The 19,522-nt window shown below is 39.0% G+C and carries 19 protein-coding genes and 1 pseudogene; 4 read left to right on the top strand and 16 right to left on the bottom strand.

Annotated elements, in window-relative coordinates; translation table 11 throughout:
* Position 1: 1 nt before the first annotated feature.
* The 6 genes and pseudogenes from miaA to OSJ91_RS09800 all read right to left on the bottom strand — a co-directional run bounded on the left by miaA (position 2) and on the right by OSJ91_RS09800 (position 4,828).
* Positions 2-922 (bottom strand): tRNA (adenosine(37)-N6)-dimethylallyltransferase MiaA, encoded by a 921-nt coding sequence (gene miaA, locus OSJ91_RS09825; protein ID WP_413020289.1) that lies wholly within the window; start codon positions 920-922, stop codon positions 2-4.
* A gap of 365 nt (positions 923-1,287) precedes the next feature.
* A complete protein-coding gene (locus OSJ91_RS09820; protein WP_485891440.1) occupies positions 1,288-2,610 on the bottom strand; it encodes a sensor histidine kinase in 1,323 nt (440 codons plus the stop codon).
* Positions 2,611-3,160: 550 nt separating this feature from the next.
* A complete protein-coding gene (locus OSJ91_RS09815; RefSeq protein ID WP_485891439.1) occupies positions 3,161-3,616 on the bottom strand; it encodes a hypothetical protein in 456 nt (151 codons plus the stop codon).
* The gene (locus OSJ91_RS09810) at positions 3,610-3,885 is read right to left on the bottom strand and encodes a hypothetical protein (protein ID WP_350302071.1); all 276 of its coding nucleotides are present in this window, start codon (positions 3,883-3,885) and stop codon (positions 3,610-3,612) included. Before OSJ91_RS09810 ends, OSJ91_RS09815 begins: the two co-directional genes overlap by 7 nt.
* Positions 3,886-3,926: 41 nt before the next feature.
* Positions 3,927-4,300, bottom strand: a pseudogene (locus OSJ91_RS09805) (response regulator); the annotation flags it as partial.
* A gap of 72 nt (positions 4,301-4,372) precedes the next feature.
* A complete protein-coding gene (locus tag OSJ91_RS09800; RefSeq protein WP_350302070.1) occupies positions 4,373-4,828 on the bottom strand; it encodes an SMI1/KNR4 family protein in 456 nt (151 codons plus the stop codon).
* A 953-nt stretch (positions 4,829-5,781) separates the two neighbouring features.
* Here OSJ91_RS09800 and OSJ91_RS09795 point away from each other — a divergent pair.
* Both OSJ91_RS09795 and OSJ91_RS09790 read left to right on the top strand, forming a co-directional pair.
* Entirely contained in the window at positions 5,782-6,219 is a 438-nt protein-coding gene (locus tag OSJ91_RS09795) for a helical membrane plugin domain-containing protein (RefSeq protein ID WP_485891438.1), read from the top strand.
* Between the two features lie 39 nt (positions 6,220-6,258).
* A complete protein-coding gene (locus OSJ91_RS09790; RefSeq protein WP_485891437.1) occupies positions 6,259-7,440 on the top strand; it encodes an NAD(P)/FAD-dependent oxidoreductase in 1,182 nt (393 codons plus the stop codon).
* Positions 7,441-7,533: 93 nt separating this feature from the next.
* On the opposite strand, the gene chbG is transcribed toward OSJ91_RS09790, so the two are convergent.
* The 5 genes from chbG to OSJ91_RS09765 are packed head-to-tail and all read right to left on the bottom strand — an operon-like array spanning position 7,534 to position 11,628.
* The gene (gene chbG, locus OSJ91_RS09785; RefSeq protein WP_485891436.1) at positions 7,534-8,265 is read right to left on the bottom strand and encodes a chitin disaccharide deacetylase; all 732 of its coding nucleotides are present in this window, start codon (positions 8,263-8,265) and stop codon (positions 7,534-7,536) included.
* Positions 8,262-9,605, bottom strand: a complete 1,344-nt coding sequence (locus tag OSJ91_RS09780; protein WP_350302068.1) for a 6-phospho-beta-glucosidase — start codon at positions 9,603-9,605, stop codon at positions 8,262-8,264. Before OSJ91_RS09780 ends, chbG begins: the two co-directional genes overlap by 4 nt.
* Positions 9,602-9,949 carry a PTS sugar transporter subunit IIA gene (locus OSJ91_RS09775; protein WP_485891435.1) on the bottom strand — a complete coding sequence of 116 codons (348 nt, stop codon included), beginning with the start codon at positions 9,947-9,949 and terminating at the stop codon, positions 9,602-9,604. Before OSJ91_RS09775 ends, OSJ91_RS09780 begins: the two co-directional genes overlap by 4 nt.
* A gap of 16 nt (positions 9,950-9,965) precedes the next feature.
* On the bottom strand, positions 9,966-11,315 hold the full coding sequence (locus tag OSJ91_RS09770) for a PTS sugar transporter subunit IIC (RefSeq protein ID WP_350302067.1): 1,350 nt from the start codon (positions 11,313-11,315) through the stop codon (positions 9,966-9,968).
* Positions 11,316-11,319: 4 nt separating this feature from the next.
* Positions 11,320-11,628 carry a PTS sugar transporter subunit IIB gene (locus OSJ91_RS09765; RefSeq protein ID WP_048684685.1) on the bottom strand — a complete coding sequence of 103 codons (309 nt, stop codon included), beginning with the start codon at positions 11,626-11,628 and terminating at the stop codon, positions 11,320-11,322.
* Between the two features lie 280 nt (positions 11,629-11,908).
* On the opposite strand from OSJ91_RS09765, the gene OSJ91_RS09760 reads away from it, so the two are divergent.
* Positions 11,909-12,625, top strand: a complete 717-nt coding sequence (locus OSJ91_RS09760; protein WP_063596531.1) for a GntR family transcriptional regulator — start codon at positions 11,909-11,911, stop codon at positions 12,623-12,625.
* 576 nt (positions 12,626-13,201) lie between these two features.
* Here the strand turns inward: OSJ91_RS09760 and OSJ91_RS09755 are convergent.
* Positions 13,202-13,936 (bottom strand): alpha/beta fold hydrolase, encoded by a 735-nt coding sequence (locus OSJ91_RS09755; protein WP_350302066.1) that lies wholly within the window; start codon positions 13,934-13,936, stop codon positions 13,202-13,204.
* Between the two features lie 629 nt (positions 13,937-14,565).
* Between OSJ91_RS09755 and OSJ91_RS09750 the strand changes: the two genes are divergently transcribed.
* On the top strand, positions 14,566-15,231 hold the full coding sequence (locus OSJ91_RS09750; protein WP_485891434.1) for a hypothetical protein: 666 nt from the start codon (positions 14,566-14,568) through the stop codon (positions 15,229-15,231).
* A gap of 205 nt (positions 15,232-15,436) precedes the next feature.
* Here OSJ91_RS09750 and OSJ91_RS09745 read toward each other — a convergent pair whose 3' ends face one another.
* From OSJ91_RS09745 to OSJ91_RS09730, 4 genes are all read right to left on the bottom strand, one after another.
* Positions 15,437-16,045 (bottom strand): methyltransferase, encoded by a 609-nt coding sequence (locus OSJ91_RS09745; protein WP_350302833.1) that lies wholly within the window; start codon positions 16,043-16,045, stop codon positions 15,437-15,439.
* 109 nt (positions 16,046-16,154) lie between these two features.
* The gene (locus OSJ91_RS09740) at positions 16,155-16,964 is read right to left on the bottom strand and encodes an SDR family NAD(P)-dependent oxidoreductase (RefSeq protein WP_350302064.1); all 810 of its coding nucleotides are present in this window, start codon (positions 16,962-16,964) and stop codon (positions 16,155-16,157) included.
* Positions 16,965-17,187: 223 nt separating this feature from the next.
* On the bottom strand, positions 17,188-17,553 hold the full coding sequence (locus tag OSJ91_RS09735; RefSeq protein ID WP_350302063.1) for a hypothetical protein: 366 nt from the start codon (positions 17,551-17,553) through the stop codon (positions 17,188-17,190).
* The gene (locus tag OSJ91_RS09730; RefSeq protein ID WP_485891433.1) at positions 17,543-19,435 is read right to left on the bottom strand and encodes an OPT family oligopeptide transporter; all 1,893 of its coding nucleotides are present in this window, start codon (positions 19,433-19,435) and stop codon (positions 17,543-17,545) included. The genes OSJ91_RS09735 and OSJ91_RS09730 overlap by 11 nt, the downstream gene beginning before the upstream one ends.
* Positions 19,436-19,522 lie beyond the last annotated feature (87 nt).

Below are 19,522 nucleotides of genomic sequence, written 5' to 3'. Positions count from 1 at the left end.
ACTAGTCCTCCTCTTTTCTCTCTAAATTTATGTATTCGCCTTCACTGAAAAGCTTTCCTGCTATAAATCCAGATATTTCATGTATTTTTTTTGGAAAACCATCGAGATCGGTCATATCAAACCAATTTACATCCATTTTATTCCGAAACCAGGTCAATTGCCTTTTTGCATAACGACGGGAGTTTTGCTTTAATGTATCAACCGCTTCATCCAATGAAGCCATTCCATCAAAATAATCATAGATTTCTTTATAGCCTATTGCCTGGATCGATTGGCAATCCCTCAAACCTTTTTCATGAAATGACTCCACTTCAGAAATCAGCCCTTCTTCTACCATGACATCAACACGTTGATCGATGCGTTGATATAACTTTTCACGTTCCATTGTCAACCCAATGATGCACGTATCATATTTCAATTCTGTAGGCTGCTCATTCAGTTGTTCACTCATCGTTTTACCGGTACAATGAAAAATCTCAAGTGCCCTGATCACCCTTCTTACATTATTAGGATGAATTCGATTCGCGCTTTCCGGGTCAACGCTGCGTAATTGTTCAAAAACTGGATCGATTCCTGACTCCCTTACCTGTTTTTCGAGTCCCTCCCTATAAACAGGGTCGGATGGCGCCTCCGAAAATTGATAATCATAAATGACCGATTGTATGTATAATCCTGTTCCACCGACGATAATGGGGAGTTTACCTCTGCTTTGGATATCCTCAATACAAGCATTAGCTCGCTCCTGGAACTCCGCCGCACTAAATGGTTCATCCGGGTCTTTAATATCAAGTAAATAATGAGGAATTCCTTCTGTTTCTTCCTTCTTGATTTTTGCAGTCCCAATATCCATCCCTTTATAAACCTGCATGGAGTCTCCGCTAATAATTTCACCATTAAATAACTTTGCCATCTCAATGCTCATCTTTGTCTTCCCAACAGCAGTCGGTCCAATGATCACGAGAAGTTTTCCTTTTTGTTGTTTCACAATCTCACTGCCTTAATTGATTTTTTCCCTATCTTATCATAATCTCGAAGAAAGCAGCTAAACATCTACCCATTATGTCCAATTCAGGTACTTTTATTCAACTTTTCATCTTTATAACTCTTAGATAGTCAGAGTGTAAAATACCGAAAATGCATTTGAAGCTCATAGCTCCATTTGCGGACTGGGGAAAAATGAATCCCCTTCTCCTGATAGCATTGGATTCTAATCCCGATAATTGAATCATAAAAAAGGCATGATTCCTCCTGTATTTGAGGAATCATGCCTTTTTATCAATTTTCAATTTAGCCCATTTTTCCATTTACGGGTATGATCATCGTAACGATCGTTTCTTTTTCCGAGGATTGTACATGAATCTCTCCATCATATCTGTTCACTAAGTCTTTGACGATGAACAATCCTTGTCCGCGAACTTTGCCCTTTTGTGCCTTTTTGGTTGAAAAACCACTGGCGAATATATTCTCCAGATCTAATTCCGAAATCATTGGTCCGGTGTTGGTGACCATAAACGTATACTTTTCATCATCAGCATTGCATGCAATATTCATTCGGCGTTCTTGCTCTGGCAATTCAATTGTTGCCTCAATAGCATTGTCGATAACATTTGATAATAATTTTATCAAATCGGTTGTTTTGACCCGATTGAAGGATTCGGGTGATACATCGATTTCAATATCGATGTTATAATTCTGGGCCGAGAGTCTTTTCGTCTCTAACAGGACGGATAAGCCTGGATGACTCACATCCAATTTCATCGATTCAATCGAATGCACTTCTTTTGAAAGACCTGTTAAGTATTCGAGTGCTTTTGCGTTCTCCTCTAATTTAAGCAGTCCATGTATCACCTGAATATGATTGGAAAAATCATGCCTTAATGAGCGGACTGAAGCAATGAGCGATTGAAATTCCGATTGATACGTATCTTCCGTATCCCCCACTTCACGTGTCAGTTCCTTTTGATACCATTTTTGAATGACAAAAAAGGTAACCAGAAGCATGATAACAAATCCACCATTATAAACAAGAATGGCAATGCTGCTTTTCAATACCTTGCCGTTAATTGCATTAATATCTTCTGCGCTCATATCAATGCCCAAAAAACCAATAATGTCGCCATCTTGATTTTTCATTGGCACTCCCACAGTCAAATACTCTCCATATTCCGGATCTTCTAGAATCCCGGTAATGAAGCTTTTCCCTTCATACGCCTGTTTGACCTGCTCCCGGGGAACAGTACATACACCACCAATAGGAAAATCCCCTTTATGATCTTTAGAAAATCCAGTGATCATAGCTTTAGATACTCGCGGATTATCAATCATGATGGTATAAACATATAATGCTCCTATTTTTTCACGGGCATCCTCTAAGTAAGCTTTTATATCCCTATAATCCCGGCTCTTTACTTGGTTATTAAGAAAACGCTGATAGGCCTCCTTATCCATCGAGTCGGCGATAGATCTAGCAGCTACCAAGTTTTGATTTGCAACGGATTTTTGTACAGAATTTTTAATGCTTAAATATGTTGAAAACATATTAAGAAGAATGAAAACAATCAATAAAAGAATGGTCAAATAAAGAAATGCCCTTAACTTTTTATTTTTCATAGGATTAAACTTACCTCATCTCTAGCAGCTAAAAGTTAACGAACCTATTCTGAGTTTACTATATAAAGTGTCAAAGAAATAGAGAAAAATCTAATATTCTCTGTAATCCCAGGCATATAATACTATAATTAATCAAGTAATTAACAGTTTACCCACTATTTTTTAATCATCTAACTTTTTATATTTTAATCTAAACCACTTTAACTATTAATCATTTCTAATAAATCATTTTATTTCCATATAAAAAAATTATATCAGTATAATTACATATGTGAAAATGGAAAAAATTAATGATGTGGAGTCGATATTTTTGATTCAAATGAATAATTTTACCCTTTATATGAAAATATTACAAGAATCTAGAGGATTCATCTGTAAAATCACACCATAATTCATATAATTTGTGCAAAATAGCGGATCAATCCCCTTTCAATAGTACATATTAACTAACTTCTCATTAATGAAAACGCCATTTCCATGAGAAGATCTCCTGAATAAAAAAATGGAATCAGAGCCTGATCCCCCTGATTCCATTTACATATGATAGCTTTTATTTAATCGAATTGATGACTGCCCGCTCATACATCTTTTTAGTTACTTGATAATAGAGTAGTTGAAAAAGAAAATAAGTTGCGATGACGATGGCCGAATAGACAAACAAATTGGATCCCAATAAATTGCTTAATGCCACGTAGGCGACTATGGCATGAATCATTCCTATCAGAAAAGGAGCGAAAAAGAGAATCCGTATTTCCGCACTTAAAATTTGCCGTATTTCTTTTTTTGTCAGGCCCAATCGATGAAGAGCGTGAATTTGAATTTTTTTATCTTCTAAATTTGTAAAAACTCGCAGATACATCATGCTTCCTTGGACGATAAAGAATAATAAACTGACAAACAAGCCGATAAAAAGTATCAAAATGATAGGTATGAGGGAAACCATCGTTTGCTCCAAGTAAATCAGTTTTCTTAATTGGGATTTGGACATTCCAAGCAGTGTCAGCACCCCAAACTCTTTTTTCGCGGCTGTATAAATGCAGCATTCGAATAAGCGATAAAGAAAACTGAAAATATGATGATCACTATTTCAGCTGCAATGAGTCCCTTACCAATTAACTGTCCCCCAGGGATATTCGCATGGACCACATCTGGATGAAAGATAAATGATGCATAAATAAAAAAGATTGAGACCGAAAGGACAATACTGAAAAAATAAGCTAGATAACGTTGTGCATTTCCTTGGATATTTCTCTTAGCGAGAAGTCGGATGTTCATGATAGACTCCTCCCAAAACGCTTAACGTATCTAAAATCCTTTGGTGGAAGCTCTTTCTTTCCCCTACGTAGGACACTCTTTATTTTCGCCAGTACCATTTCCAAATGAAACGGTTTCGTTAAATAATCATCTCCCCCATATTCAATGGCCATGACTTGGTTCATTTCATCTGTCCTAGCAGAGATGAATATGATGTGAACCTTTGAAACCGTCCTTATTAGCCGGCACCAATGGAAACCATCAAAATAGTGCAGATTAATATCCAATAAAACCAAATCTGGCTTTATCTCTTGGAACTCCGCAAAGACTTGGTCCAGTTGCTTCACTTCAAAAACCTCATACCCATACCTTTTTAAGTAATTGACCAAGATTCCAGCTATTTGGAATCGTCTTCAACCAATAATATTTTATACATCTTTTTCTCCTCATTAACATGACAATAAAAAACCTTGAATGGTATGAGCCAATCAAGGGGATTACAATAAAATTAGATTTCCTCCGGGATTTTCAATCCCTCAATGAAGGACTGAAAACTCGATGCAACTTTATAAATATTTTCATCCTGGCTTGATGGATCCGAATACCAACCCTGATCCCAGAAGTAAACTCCCTTTTCCTCTTCATTATTTATCAGCAAGATTTTACCTGCACATGTAGCATTACCTATTATAATGCAATTCTTATGTAAGTCATCTCTGTTTTCTTCATGCCATTTCCGTAAATCCAGTTCTTTATCTTGAAGCTCTAATCCATAAAGTACATTTAAGCAAACGAGTGTGTCTAATCCATCTACATAAAACTTACAGTTTTGGACCGCCGTTGTGCCGCCATTATGCTTAAGGAGAAATTGTTGATAATCTGCAGGGATTTCAAAACCCACAAATTTCTGAAAATTATTCACTGCTTCTTGTGTCGCTTTGCCATATCCAGTAATATTAACCATTGTATCGACTCCATTTCCATTTAATTGATAATCTTATTCTATTAGGCTATTTCACTTGCTATTCGCTGCATATAAAATGGCCAGGTCCTACACTCCATTTATGGAGATCCTTTAAAAATAAATTATTCATTATTATTTAGAAAATAATACTTTTTTTAAATATATTAACATAATTTTACTATCCTTTTCAGTATTTTCTGATATATTTTTTGACAATTTCGTTTCTTTTCATAAAAAAATAGCTTATTTAAAAGAAGTTTTTGTCGAAAAATCGATAAATCGAATAATTCGTAGATAAATCAGGAGTTTTCGATGATATATCTCCATTTTCGAAGATATATTCCCGATATCGCAGATAAAAATATTATTCTATAAAAAAGGCGCCCACTTCCTCTTCAAGGTTGGGCGCCTTTTACAACTCAGATAATTTTATAGTCATCATAAGTAATTAATAACCTGCTCATAGAAACTGTCTCAGCACGTAGCTTATTCTTATCACGACAATAAGCAATGATGGAACTATTGGGAATTTTAGCTGTACAATTCCATTTACTATATTTTTCATTGTACTTAGAGGATATTTCAATATTCTCACCACGGATCTTTAAAGTCCTGCGTTCTACCAAAGGCATCATCTCCAATTCCGATAATATTATTTACCCTAAATCAGATAAAATATTCTTCGGTCTCATTCAAGCATGGCATATTCAAAGATTATGGACATTATAGATAGGAAATGAGAAAGAAAGTATTATCATCAGAATAATCTTAATATTTTCTCGGAATATTAAGATAAATCTCGAAACACACCTAAAAACTTTTATTTATAACTATAAAAATTATATTCGTATCACAAAAGAAATATTTGAAATTAAGAGATTAGAGTCGTATGATTAGTAGTATCGGCGGAAAACACATAAATCAAAATAAATAAGTTTAAAGGGGAATTAGATATGGTAGATGTAGCCACAAAACCTGAACATGAAACACTTAATATTTCTGCAAACCAAGAACAATTGGATATCCTAGATCAGCTTTTAAAGCCTGAGGTTCAGGAATCATTGAACACTTTAGTTGAGCAGTTACCAAAACTGACTGAGTTAGTGAATATTTTAACAAAGTCTTATGATTTCGCTCAATCGGTTGCGACTGATGATGTTTTGAAAAATGATACGGTCAGCGCCATTTCGGAGATCGCTACACCTGTAGTCCATTCAGTGAAAGGGCTTGCGGCAAATGCCATCGAAGCTAAGGATCGTGCTGAAGAGAATACTGATGTGATCGGTCTTTTTGGTCTGTTAAAAATGATGAAAGACCCGCAAGCACAAAAGCTTTTCCGTTTCGCCCAAGCTTTTCTTGAAGTCTCTTCAGAACGTAAAAACCAAAAATAATTTGATAAACTTTCAATCAGTAAGAACGGGGGATTAACTATGTCAAAACAAATCGTCATCTTAGGTGCGGGATACGCTGGATTGCTATCTGCCTTATCCGTACGTGAATATTACAAAAGAGATGAAGTGCAGGTTACCGTGGTGAACCAATTTCCAACGCACCAAATCATCACCGAATTGCACCGTCTTGCAGGCGGATCCATTTCTGAACAAGCCGTTTCCATTCCGTTGGAAAAGCTTTTCAAAGGAAAAGATATCGACCTTGTCATTTCCAAAGTGGAGTCTTTCTCAGTCGATAACAAAGAAGTGAAACTTGCCAATGGTTCCACTTTATCTTATGATAACCTGGTTGTTGCTTTGGGAAGCCAAACAGGATTCTTCGGCATTCCGGGACTTGAGGAAAACAGCATGGTCTTGAAATCCGTAAATGATGCAAACAAGATCTACAAACATATCGAAGATCGCATTCGCGAATATGCACAAACAAATAATGAAGCGGACGCAACCATCGTGATCGGCGGCGGCGGATTGACGGGCGTCGAGCTAATCGGTGAAATCGTGGATCACTTCCCTAAAATCGCCAAAAAGTTCGGAGTGGACTTCAAGGACTTGAAAATCAAGCTTGTGGAAGCTGGTCCAAAAATCCTTCCGGTCCTGCCTGACCACTTAATCGAACGTGCGATGACAAGCTTGGAAGCACGCGGCGTTGAGTTCTTGACAGGTCTGCCTGTAACGGGTGTTAAAGGCAATCAAATCGAATTGAAAGATGGACAAACGATAACGGCCAATACGCTTGTTTGGACAGGCGGAGTTGCGGCCCTTCCTATCGTAGGCGAATCAGGCCTTGAAGTGGACCGCGGCAAAGCAACCGTTAATGAGTTCTTGCAATCCAAATCCCATAAAGACGTATTCGTCGTCGGGGACAGTGCCGTTGCTTTCCCTCCAGAAGGCGGCCGTCCATACGCTCCTACTGCTCAAAATGCTTGGCAAATGGGTGAGCTTGTTGGTTACAACCTATTTGCAGCCTTTGAAGGCAAGAAACTTGAAGCATTTTCACCTGTAAACTCAGGTACACTTGCGAGCCTTGGCCGTAAGGATGCGGTGGCAACGGTTGGGGCCAATAACACGTCACTTAAAGGCCTTCCGGCTACATTGATGAAAGAAGCAAGTAATGTTCGCTATCTATCACACATCAAAGCCCTATTCAGCTTGGCTTATTAATTTTAAGATAAAGCACTCATTGAATTTAAAAGGACCATTCATCATTTGGATGAATGGTCCTCTTTTGCAATTAAAGGGCTATATTTATCGAAATCAAATGTTAACCTGGTTGATGCTGAATCTAAGGAAAAATCCCTCAGGTAATTTTGCATTTGTCAAGATCCGGGTTTCTTTTAAGCGTTTATGATTATATGAGGAGACTTCCATCAATTCTTCATCCATATAAGCAGGATGAGTCATTATCTCCACGCTCGCCCCATCCATTACCCTCCCCTTCAAGTTTTGAAAGTAATCTTCAACCACCATTTCTCCATAAAAATCATCCAGGAATACATCTGTAACGGTTTGAATCCCAGTAAGGTGCTTTCCGGCATTTCGCACTGGCAATCCATATTTATCTGACAGCTTTTTAATAACCGGTAGAAATGCTGTGATCCCATGTACATGATGATGGCTGTCAAAATGAGTCGGGAATAGACCAAATTCCAAGAATCTTTCGATTTGTGCTGACCACTCCCTCTCCAATTCGCTCAAGGAAATACCGGCAGGATCCCCATATACCAACCCTTGCTTCTTAAAGAAACCAGATTCATCAACCAAACTCGGAACATCACTCAACAAAGGTTTCCCCCATGTCAGCACTAAGTGTATACCTACCTTCAACGACGGTGTCTTCTTTGCGATTTCAATCGCATGCTCCGTTGCTTGCGCATTCATCATAATCGTTGCCGAATTGACAATTCCATATTTGTGGCTATCCAAAATCCCATAATTCACCGCTTTAGTTAACCCGAAATCATCTGCATTTACAAGGACTTCAATCATGATAAATTATCCTGCAACTCCTTTTTTTCAAAAAACTGCGGCAGATAATCTTTATGTGCCTCCAGCATTTCGTCTAAGATAAGTTTTGCAACCCGGTCACTTGGAACGAGTGGATTGATCGTCATGGCAAGCAACGCAGTATCATAGTCCCCCGAAATTGCAGCTTCGATGGCTACCCTTTCAAAGGATTTGATTTGCTGGATTAATCCGCGGACAGCGACAGGAAGCTCTCCTACATTGATCGGCTTAGGACCATCCTTAGTTATCACGCAACTGGTTTCGATCGCCGAGCCGTAAGGAATTCCTTCAATCGCACCATGGTTGACCGTATTTACCGCTTGAATATCTCGCTTATCCGTATGCATCGAGCAAATCAACCGGACAGCCGCATCGCTGTAGTACGCACCTCCGCGCTCTTCAAGCTGCGGCGGCTTGATAGCCAGATCCTGGTCTTTGTATAGCTCGAATAAACCTGCTTCAAGTCTTTGAACGACCTCTGCACGTGTTTCCCCTTTTTCTGCATCCTTCAATTCTTGGGCCAGCACATCTCCCGTTTTGTAATAGTAGTTGTGGTATGGACACGGAAACAGGTTTAACGCTCTAAGGAATTCCGGCTCCCAGCCCATTGCATGGATATTCTTCATCGTGACAGCTTTAGCTGGATCCGTAATTAAATTGATGATTTGATCTTTGACACTCTCGCCATCAACGAATACATCCAATCCGTAAACCATATGGTTCAAGCCGGCAAAGTCGATCCGGACTCTTGATGGCTCTACATCCATCAAATCCGCAACACCTCGTTCCATACCAATCGGCACATTGCAAAGTCCGATGATTTTGGAAATATTACTGTGACGCAGAACTGCTTCCGTTACCATTCCAGCAGGATTCGTGAAGTTAATCAGCCATGCTTCCGGACATAATTCCTCCATTTCATGAGCAATATCCAGAATGACGGGAATCGTTCTAAAAGCCTTGAAAAGCCCGCCTGGTCCATTCGTCTCCTGTCCGATCACTCCATGTTTCAATGGAATCTTTTCATCAAGTGCCCTTGCAGCGAGCTGGCCAACCCGTAGCTGGGTTGTTACATAATCAGCGCCTTTAAGCGCTTTCTTTCTATCTAGCGTGAGGTGTACATCAATATTCACACCGGCCTTTTCAATCATCCTTCTTGCCAAATTCCCGACAATTTCAAGCTTTTCCTTTCCCGCTTCGATGTCCACGAGCCAAATTTCACTCACGGGAAGTTCTTCATGATATTTGATGAAACCTTCGATCAGTTCTGGCGTATAGCTCGATCCTCCGCCAATCGTGACAACCTTCAGCCCCTTGCTCATTCGGCAGTCCTCTCCTTCACAACATTTGCATGTAAGAATTCTTCGCGTAGATCGATCATTTCCATTGCAAGATCCTTTACTGTCATCGCCGTCATTAAATGATCTTGTGCATGCACTAGGATGATGGGAAGATCAAAATGGTCCCCGCCCGCTTCAGCATGGATTAATTGGGTTTGGTATTTATGGGCCTGCAGTAATTCCGTTTCCGCCTCGGCGATTTTCACGCGGGCAGAATCAAAATTCTTTTTCTTTGCTTCCTGCAATGCTTCCATTGCAAAGCTTCTCGCATTCCCACTATATAAAATCAATTGAAAGGATAGTTGGTATAATTCTTCTTTTTCCATTTTCATCACTACTTTCTTAAACGCTTAGCGTTTCTGAATCTTTTGTAAGCTTTGTTTCATTTTTGGTGTCTATCTTCACTTGAGCATAAACGAATGGTAAATAAATAGCTGTTGAAATTACTAGATTGATTGCAGCCAAAACCGCTCCAGATACATGTCCGCCCGTGGCCAGAAATCCACCCACAATCGGTGGGGTAACCCATGGAATCTTAGCGACGATCGGGAAAACCATTCCGCTGCTTACCGCGATATAAGAGATCACCGTTGTAATTACCGGGCCGAGAACAAATGGGATGAACCACATTGGATTCAGAACGATAGGCAATCCGAAAAGAATGGGTTCGTTAATCTGGAACACTCCTGGTGCCCCTCCGAGTGCAATCATCTGTTTATACCGTTTCCGGCCGGCAATGATCATTGCAATGATGAGGCCCAATGTTGCACCAGATCCGCCTAAATAAACGAATGCATCCAGGAAAGAACCAGCCAATACCCCGTATTGGTCCATGTCTTTGACGCCTTTTGCATATAAATCGATATTTTTCACTCCCGAACTTTCAAAAAGCGGTGTCGTTATCCCACCAAGGATATTGGGTCCATGCAAACCGATCATCCATAATAAATGAACAAGAAATACTAGTAAAATAGCGAATGGCAATGAATCTACTGCACTTTGTAATGGAGATACAATCACTTTACTCAACCAGTCATTCAATACCTGCCCATCCGTAGCTTTACGGAATAGCAGTCCGAATATACCAGCGATAAAGATCGTTGCCATACCCGGCACTAACTTTGCAAATGAACGGGCAACCGCAGGAGGTACCCCATCAGGAAGCTTGATGACTAAATACTTCACTCGGGAAAGTCTCACAAATATTTCAGTGGCTATCAAGGCAACGACAATTCCTGTAAAGAGGGCTGTAGCATTAAAATAGTTCACGCTTACAAAACCCCAGGCCCCTCCAGTAACATCCTTATCATCGATGGTTAAAGTGACATTTCCGATTTGAGGCAATAGTAAGAAGAAACAGGCTGCTGATACCAGCATCGCTTCAAAACCATCGTCACCGTATGATCGCGCCAATTTATATGAGATGCCGAATACAGCGAATACCGTCATGAATGCAAAGGTTCCAAACCAAATATCACCGCCGAGCGTATTCCATGCAGGACCGAAGATGGCCTCCATCATTCTTCCGTAAGGCTTGATGACTTGCCCTAGATTATTAAACAGGACGGCGAATGACCCGATCATTGTAATCGCTATCATTCCAATCAATGCGTCACGGATTGCAAGCAAATGCCGGTTATTTCCTACCTTTACCGCCCCAGGCATAATATACTTATCAATAAAAGTCATCATATCCTTATTCTCCTTTTATTAAAGTAGTGGCTTGTTTTAGCACTTCTTCACCATTACATAGTCCATAGAACATTGGATTGATGGTTGCGACTGGAATACCCTTTTCTTTCCCCGCTTCCTGTAGCTTGGAAAGAAGATATCTAACCTGTGGACCTAATAAAATCACATCGGCCTTATCTATTTCATTGTTCACTTCTGTAGAACCAACCGCCCATATATGACACTCTACCCCTTGTTTTTTAGCACTTTCCTCCATCTTGGTAACTAATAAACTAGTAGACATCCCTGCAGAACAACATAATAAGATATTCATTGAAATTACCCCCCTTTTTAATAATTGATTATTCAGTATTTTTAAGTAAGACTAAATCGCATTTTTATAATAATCAATGTTACTTTTTTATCACTTCCCTTGGAATGAAATGGGTATTATTGCCTCCATACATACATTGTAGTTACAAATTGAAAAAATATCAACACAATTTTTAATTTGTTACTACAAATTTGTGAATTAAAGTTGATTATTGAACTTATCCGAGATAATCTATATGTATATATTGGGAATGAACATAGGAGGAATCACTGTGGAGACCATGAATAAAGAAGCGGCATTGCATTCCATAGTTAAGGAATCGATTATCGATCTCATAAAAAATGGCGAATATCAAACAAATACAAAATTACCGACTGAGGCCGAATTTTGTAAAATATACGGAGTAAGCAGGACAACAGTTCGCACGGCCTTACAGCAATTGAACGTCGAAGGCTACATCTACCGTGTTCAGGGCAAAGGGACTTTCGTTTCGGAAAATAAAGTGAAGCAATTTCTTTCAAGCACGGTTGAAAAGTTTTCTGAGCAAGTCACGATGCAAGGAAAAAACCCTTCTACAAAGGTCATTAGCTTAAAGGTGATTGAAGCAAATGCTACCCTTGCCAAGCTTTTCAAACAAAATATTGGAGACCCCGTAAATAAACTGGAACGGATACGTTACGTAAACGACATCCCCCTTCAATATGAAATTGCTTTTCTCCCTTGGTATAAAACACCCGGGCTTAATATCGAAGCCTGCGAAAAATCACTCTTTAAAGTACTTGAGACACAATTCAATTTAAAAGTAAAAAAAACGGTCGAACACTTGGAGTTTTCACTTGCCGACGATTCCATTTCTGACAAATTGGACGTACCGAACGGCTCACCTTGTTTTTCATTGGAAACTTACACATATGAGAATGACGGATCTGTCATTGAATTCTCTAAAACTCTCTTTAGAGGCGATCGTGCACACTTTGTCATCGAGCGGAACTATTGAATATTATTATATAAAAATAAGACGGCTGCCTTATTGATTAAGGCAGCCATTTTTTTTGTGTACTACGGCACTTTGATTCTAATTCAGTATGCTCTCACACCGAACCATGATTTTAAAAGAGACTTTTTTATCCTTTACGCTTTACCTTTTTATGGATAAATCCCTCATTGGATTGAAGAAATTTGCGACACTCCTGCCGAATAACTGGCTAGCCGACACCCCACAGCCGCTTGCATTGATGAGGCCTTGCAGACAGTCGGCGGACAGGGCACGGTAAATTAAGTAATAGTAAGCCTTTTTCTATCGCATAAGTTGAAGTTCGTGAATGAAATCGAGGCAAAACCAAGATTAAAAGAGAAAATCGGAATCCGCTACTGCATTTCACTTCACCTTCCTCAAGGAATTGTCGTTAAGTCTACATCCCCCCTTTTTCTGCATACCGGATCCCTTTGGCTCATTGTTTCCAAGTCCAAATAAACTTCAGTATGAAAATGCCCCCAATTAATTCATTGAGGGCATTTCTACATTATCTTAGAATAGCGGGTCCTTTTTCTCATGGCTCAAGCTGAATTTTACTTACTCCCCATTCTGATTAAGCCATTTTTTTGTGACTACTATCATTTCTTCTTGTTGTTTCTTAGCCGAGATAGTCGCTTCATTATCTCCCTTTTGCTTTCCGTATACTCCAAATTGACCGTGGTTTCCCCCTGCTATCTTATGCATGTTTGCCTCTTTAGATAGTAAGTGCTTTGTCTCCTCAATCTTCTCTAATGTAGATAGCCCATCATGTTCTGCATATAACGATAGCATAGGAACTTTCATTTTTGAAAAGTCATTTGAGTTACTGGGATATGAACCGAGGAGGATAATCCCTTCCACCTCTTTTGGATTTTCATAAGCATATGCGGAGGCGGCTACTCCTCCTAACGAGTGTCCAGCAACGTACCATTTCTCAACAGCTGGATATGCATCTTTAGCTTCCACCGCTTTATTTTTATCAAACAAAGCGAAATTGAACCTCACATCTGGGATAACGACTGTATATCCCTCTTTCGATAATTCTTTTGCATAATATCCGTATGCTTCCGGCTCAACCTTGGCACCTGGATACAGAACAATGCCCACTTTCTTAGTTTTTGTTGGTTCAAATGTGACAAACCCATTTTCCTTTGTTATATTCCTCTTTCCAACTAACGCATACAATTCATCTGATGGTTTGTATGTTTGTTCTGACCATATGTAAAAGCCGCCGAAAGCGATAATCATTAATGCAATTATACTAACGAGAATATATTTAATAACTTTTTTCATTTTATACCTCACTGTTCCTAAAATTTATTTCTAGGTGATGTTACGAACACACACAGCTACTAGTATTGCTTTTCATTCACCCTGTCCTTATGGGCTATATAAAACGAACTTTACATCTAACTTCCTTCTCTTTTGAATATTTAATGACATTCTCCTCATGTAGACGGATATTTAGGCTGGTCTCGATTGGATTATCACATATTTACTTGCTGTGCTATATCTCACCTTATTGGGTGTAACCACGCTGTACGAATCTTCTCTTTCTTTGTTTGGATGCCAGCTATCGATCATTGCTACAAGTTTTTCGGACACGTAGTTCGTCAAGTCCACATTGGGAGTTATTACACAATCTGTGCCCGAGTAATATCACTATTTATGGGCATTTTTCATGCAATGCTTCCATTCTTGTTTAAATATAAAGTTTCTTATGTAGACCTTTGATACTTATAAAAACCACATATAAAGCCTACCCATTATATTCTCCGATATAGGTATTTACAATCTTTCCTGAATATGAATTTCACATTAAACTAAAATTATATTTAAAGGGCACTTTTATTTAAAGTTATTTCTTGTGATATGTTTTGTTCTTTTATAGTATGGAAAAAACAAAATAGGGGGTGAATTAGTTGGATACTATTTTATATTTTTGTTATTCAATCATTTATATTATTCTTTTTATCATGGGAATGATGTTACTTCGACAGGACCGTAAACTCTTTTCGTATTCAAGCTTTCTTCTTCTAGTTACTTTCGGGCTTATCGTGGATAACTTAATTATTGCCTCTGGAAAGTTCATTGGCGATGGCCCTTTGTTAGAGTCATTAAATGCATTACGTTTCTGGAGTCATGGATTTATCACTCCCACATTGATCTTGTTTGGATGGGGAATGGCGAAAAGGATACATATTCCTTTTACAAAAAAAGTGATAGCACCCTACTTTTTCCTTTTCATTACAGCTGGGCTTATCATCTATGAATTTATTGAAAATATGCATAAGACATTTGTACCAATCTACGAGTATGGTATTTTAAGATATGTTAGTGAGGAATCTTCAGGCCCACCTTTAATGGTGCTTATTGTAACCTTTATATTATTGGTGATTAGCATCTACATATTTATAAGAACACGTTGGATTTGGATGCTTTTAGGAGTTATAGTCATGATAGCTGGAAGTGCCATCCCTATTCCCATAAAAAGTTCGGCTGTTACCAATGCATTTGAATTAATTTTTTTATGTTTACTATGGCTTACAAACTATAAACTAGAACCTCGCTCCCCACAAACAAAGTGATTCATCCTTAGAAATAGAAGAGCATAAAACTAAAGATAAAAAATGGAATAGGAGCATGCAAAAAGAAAAAAAGTAATAAGGATTTTACAATATGCTTTAGATTAAGCACCTTTATTGACTTCACTCATTGCACCCAAGCATCATTGAAATATCGCTTGGGTGCTTTTAATATTTGCTTGATTATCACCAAAAAACGAGTATCCATTCAAATTAACAATTGGTATATGACGAATTTTTCAGAAGGATTAGATTCTGTCAGGCCAGGTAACATCACCTCGTCTTTCAGCTCGAAGGCGGTTTGATTTTCGAGGAAAAAAATATAATCCTGTGAAGCATAAAATAATATCAGTTCGATTTGGCGCGGTTCTTTTTCAAAGGAAAGCAATATGTTATTGATGATTTTCATGAAGATCTGTACCGAAAACGGGTTAAAGAAATAAAAGCGATTGTCTTTCGTATCGATATCATATTCTTCCGCCAAACAGCAGTGGAATTCTATATTGCCATCGATGTTTTTCCTTTTCTTCACGTAGTCATTCAGATTCTCGATCGCTTCTTTATAGAAATTTTCATTCATCTCCACGCCAACCACAGATGATTGATATAAATGATGGATGAAAAAATTCAAGCGGCCTTTACCGCATCCAAAATCCACAATGCGATCATTTCTTTTCAGTGCATATTTTTTGAATAAATGTTCTAATGCGCTGTAAGGCGTAGGTTCGTATCGGTGATAATGCAAGGAATCATTGAATTTTTTTTGTTCACCTTCCGTTTTGATGTTCAGCATTTCGTCATAATTCGTTTCTTCCATTGTTAATGCACCTGCTTCATGGTTTTTCAATAAAGGGCTTCCTAACTAAAAACCCCGGAAAGGTTGATCTTATCCAGGGTAAGGTTTTGTTGTAGGAATGTCCAGACAATTATTTGGATTTTGCTTTAGTTACATAATCATTAAAATCAGAGATGCTTGGGTTGGCCATATAATGACCGCCTTCCACTTGGATCGTCTGACCTGTAATGAATTTGGACTCATCAGATGCAAGGAATAGAACGGTATAACCGATATCATCCGCTTCACCATGATATGGCAATGCATTAAATTTGGCAAAAATATCGAGTACGGCAGGAGGCATATTATTTTTCGCTGCAGGAGTTAAAATAAGGCCCGGTGCCACTCCATTACAACGAATATGATCTTTACCATACTGTGCAGCGATATAACGGGTCAAATTCACTACCCCCGCTTTGGACGCACCATATGCAGATCGTACGGAGTCACCTGTAAATCCAGCCATGGAGGCCGTATTGATTATCGAACCTCCTCCCGCTTTAATCATGTGAGGAATTGCAAACCTGCTTCCCAATAACACACTTTTTAAATTCACATCCATAAGTCGGTCCCATTCTTCCAAATCTAAATTCACGACATCCAGATCTTTATGCAGGTTAGTTAAACCCACATTATTAACAAGTACCGTAACCGTTCCATATTGTTCAATGGTAAAGTCGACTGCTGCCTGGATGGAATCAGCTTGTCCAGCATCCAAGAATACTCCAGCCGCTTCCCCACCTTGTTTTTTAATGTTTTCAGCCGCTTCTTTCGCTCCTGTTTCGTTAAAATCAGCAATCACGACTTTTGCACCTTCTTTAGCCATTAGTGTGGATATGGATAAGCCTATACCTGAAGCTCCACCTGTCACTAATGCTACTTTACCTTGTACTCTTCCCATAATAACCCACCTGCTCTTCATAATATGAATATTTTTGTTTTATTAATCATGACTAATAGTACAAGAATACAACGTATATAAAGTTATTACAAATAATTATACTCATAGTTCATTTTCGTAAAAATACAGATTATTAGAATGTCGTAAACTATGAAAATTTTTGATTTTTATCAAATTTAAAACAGAAAAAAGCTGAAGCATCCAAAAGAGCTTCAGCTTTTTTTCATTTTTCTTCTTCATCATCCCATATGATCCAATCATGAACCTCAAGAATTTCCAGGAATTTCATCAACCTCGGTAAGGTTGGTTCTGCTTCCTCTCCAAAATGTTCACTCATCGCTTCAGAAATCTGATTTACATTTCTTTGGAACTCCATCTGTTTAATGGCATATGCCCCAAACTTATCAAGCTTGATTTTACGGACTGATGGTTGTTTAAAGAAACGAATTGTAATTCGTTCCACAAAATTGGTCCTTTGAATGACTAAAAAAGTTGCTTCCGAAGATTCTTGTACCATAGTGACGCGTTTTTCCAAAAGGGGAACCATGGTTAACAGGTTCCTCTTTTTTGATTGGCGTTTACGAAGCATCTTCTTTTTTCCCTTTGCTGGATACGAACCATAGCAATCCAGCTAGAGCAAGGAATAGTAGGAAAGGTAGCAAATTGCTGGCTAATTTAGCCGCAGCCGGAACTTGGACACCTGCTGCTATCAATATGGCAATAAGTACACCAATCAATGATTCACCCGCTATTAAACCAGATGCAAATAATACACCTCTATCAACCCGTGCTTTAAGCGCTTCTTTTGTTTTCGAGAAGAACTCAACGAAGAAACGAATAAATCCACCGATCATGATTGGGGCACTAGTATGAACCGGCAAGTATATGCCGACAGCAACAACAAGTGAATTTAGACCGAAAAATTCTAATGTGATCGAAATAGCCGCACCGATAAAGATGAGTGTCCAAGGTAAGTCTCCTCCAAGAACACCTTCAGCAAGTATTTTCATTAGTGCCGCTTTAGGTGCAGGCAGTTCTGCAGATCCCATCGTATATGCGTTATCCATTAGAACCAGGATAAAACCAATGACAGAAGCTGATGCAACAACACCGATCATCATGGCAACTTGTTGTTTCCATGGTGTTCCGCCGACGATATATCCTGTTTTTAGATCTTGAGAAACATCACCTGAAACCGCAAGTGCCGTACAAATGATCGCAGCGACGGTTAAAGCGGCTACCATCCCCGTCGTACCAGTAAAACCAGTAGCTTTATAGACAATCGCTACAATCAATAGTGTGGCTATCGTCATTCCTGAGACTGGGGAAGAAGAACTTCCGACGATCCCAACAACCCTTGAAGCTACTGTCACGAATAAAAACCCAAAAATCGCAATTGCAATCGCACCGATGATTCCTACATCCGTGATAGGTGTGAAAGCAATGATTAAAATAACGATGATCGTTCCCAGCCAAACGTATTTAGCCGGTATGTCTTGTTCTGTACGGATCGAACCTGATTTTAGTTGCCCTTTATTGGCTTTTACACCTTTAAGGGTATCGAAAACTGAACTGAAAAGTATTGGTAATGTTTTGATCAATGTGATCAATCCGCCAGTTGCAACGGCACCAGCACCAATGTAGCGTATATAATTATCCCAAATTCCCCATGCATCCAATTCACCGATCGGTACATCAGAAGGGAAAATGGCTGTTCCATTGCTTCCGCCAAAAAAGCTGATGGCCGGTATTAGAACAACCCAGGCTAATAAACCCCCACCTAGCATTTGTCCTGCAACACGAGGTCCAATAATATAACCTACACCCAAAAGGGAAGGAAAGGCATCAAGACCAACCACCGCATTTTTAAAATTCGTGATTCCTGTTTCAACCTCTGTCTTGAAAAGCTTAAGCCCATCACCAAGCCCTTTAACCACACCGCCGATAACCAAACCGGCTCCGATTAGTTTCGCGCTTGTACCACCCTTTTCTCCTGACTTCAGGACCTCGGCACATGCCGTACCTTCAGGATAAGGTAATGTTTCATGTTCCCTTACAATTAAAAGCTGGCGAAGGGGAACCATCATGAAGACCCCTAAAAATCCCCCAGTTAAAACAACGAAAATGATGAATGCTTGACTCACGTCCATGTCCCACATGAATAATGCTGGAATGGTAAATACAGCACCGGCACCAATAGCCTCACCTGCCGTGGTCATCGTTTGCACAATATTGTTTTCTAATATTGAATCCCTGCGAAAAACCCCTCTTAAAATAGCCATTGAAATTACCGCCGCGGGTATTGAAGCAGAGACAGTTAAACCAATAAGTAGGCCTAAGTATGCATTTGCCGCCCCGAATACGATTGCAAGAATGATCCCTAGAATGATTGCAGTTGCAGTCAATTCCGGTAGAGATTTAGATGCAGAGACGTACGGGACGAATTTACTCTCTTTTGAATTGTTCGACAATTTAGCCACTTCCTATGTTAAACTTTAAAATCACAGAGAACATTATATCACTGTAATTTAAAGTCATGCAATGGGAAAATTACGCTT

The sequence above is a fragment of the Bacillus sp. T-10(2022) genome, assembly GCF_056502895.1.
This window is presented reverse-complemented; position numbering and strand designations above follow the sequence as displayed.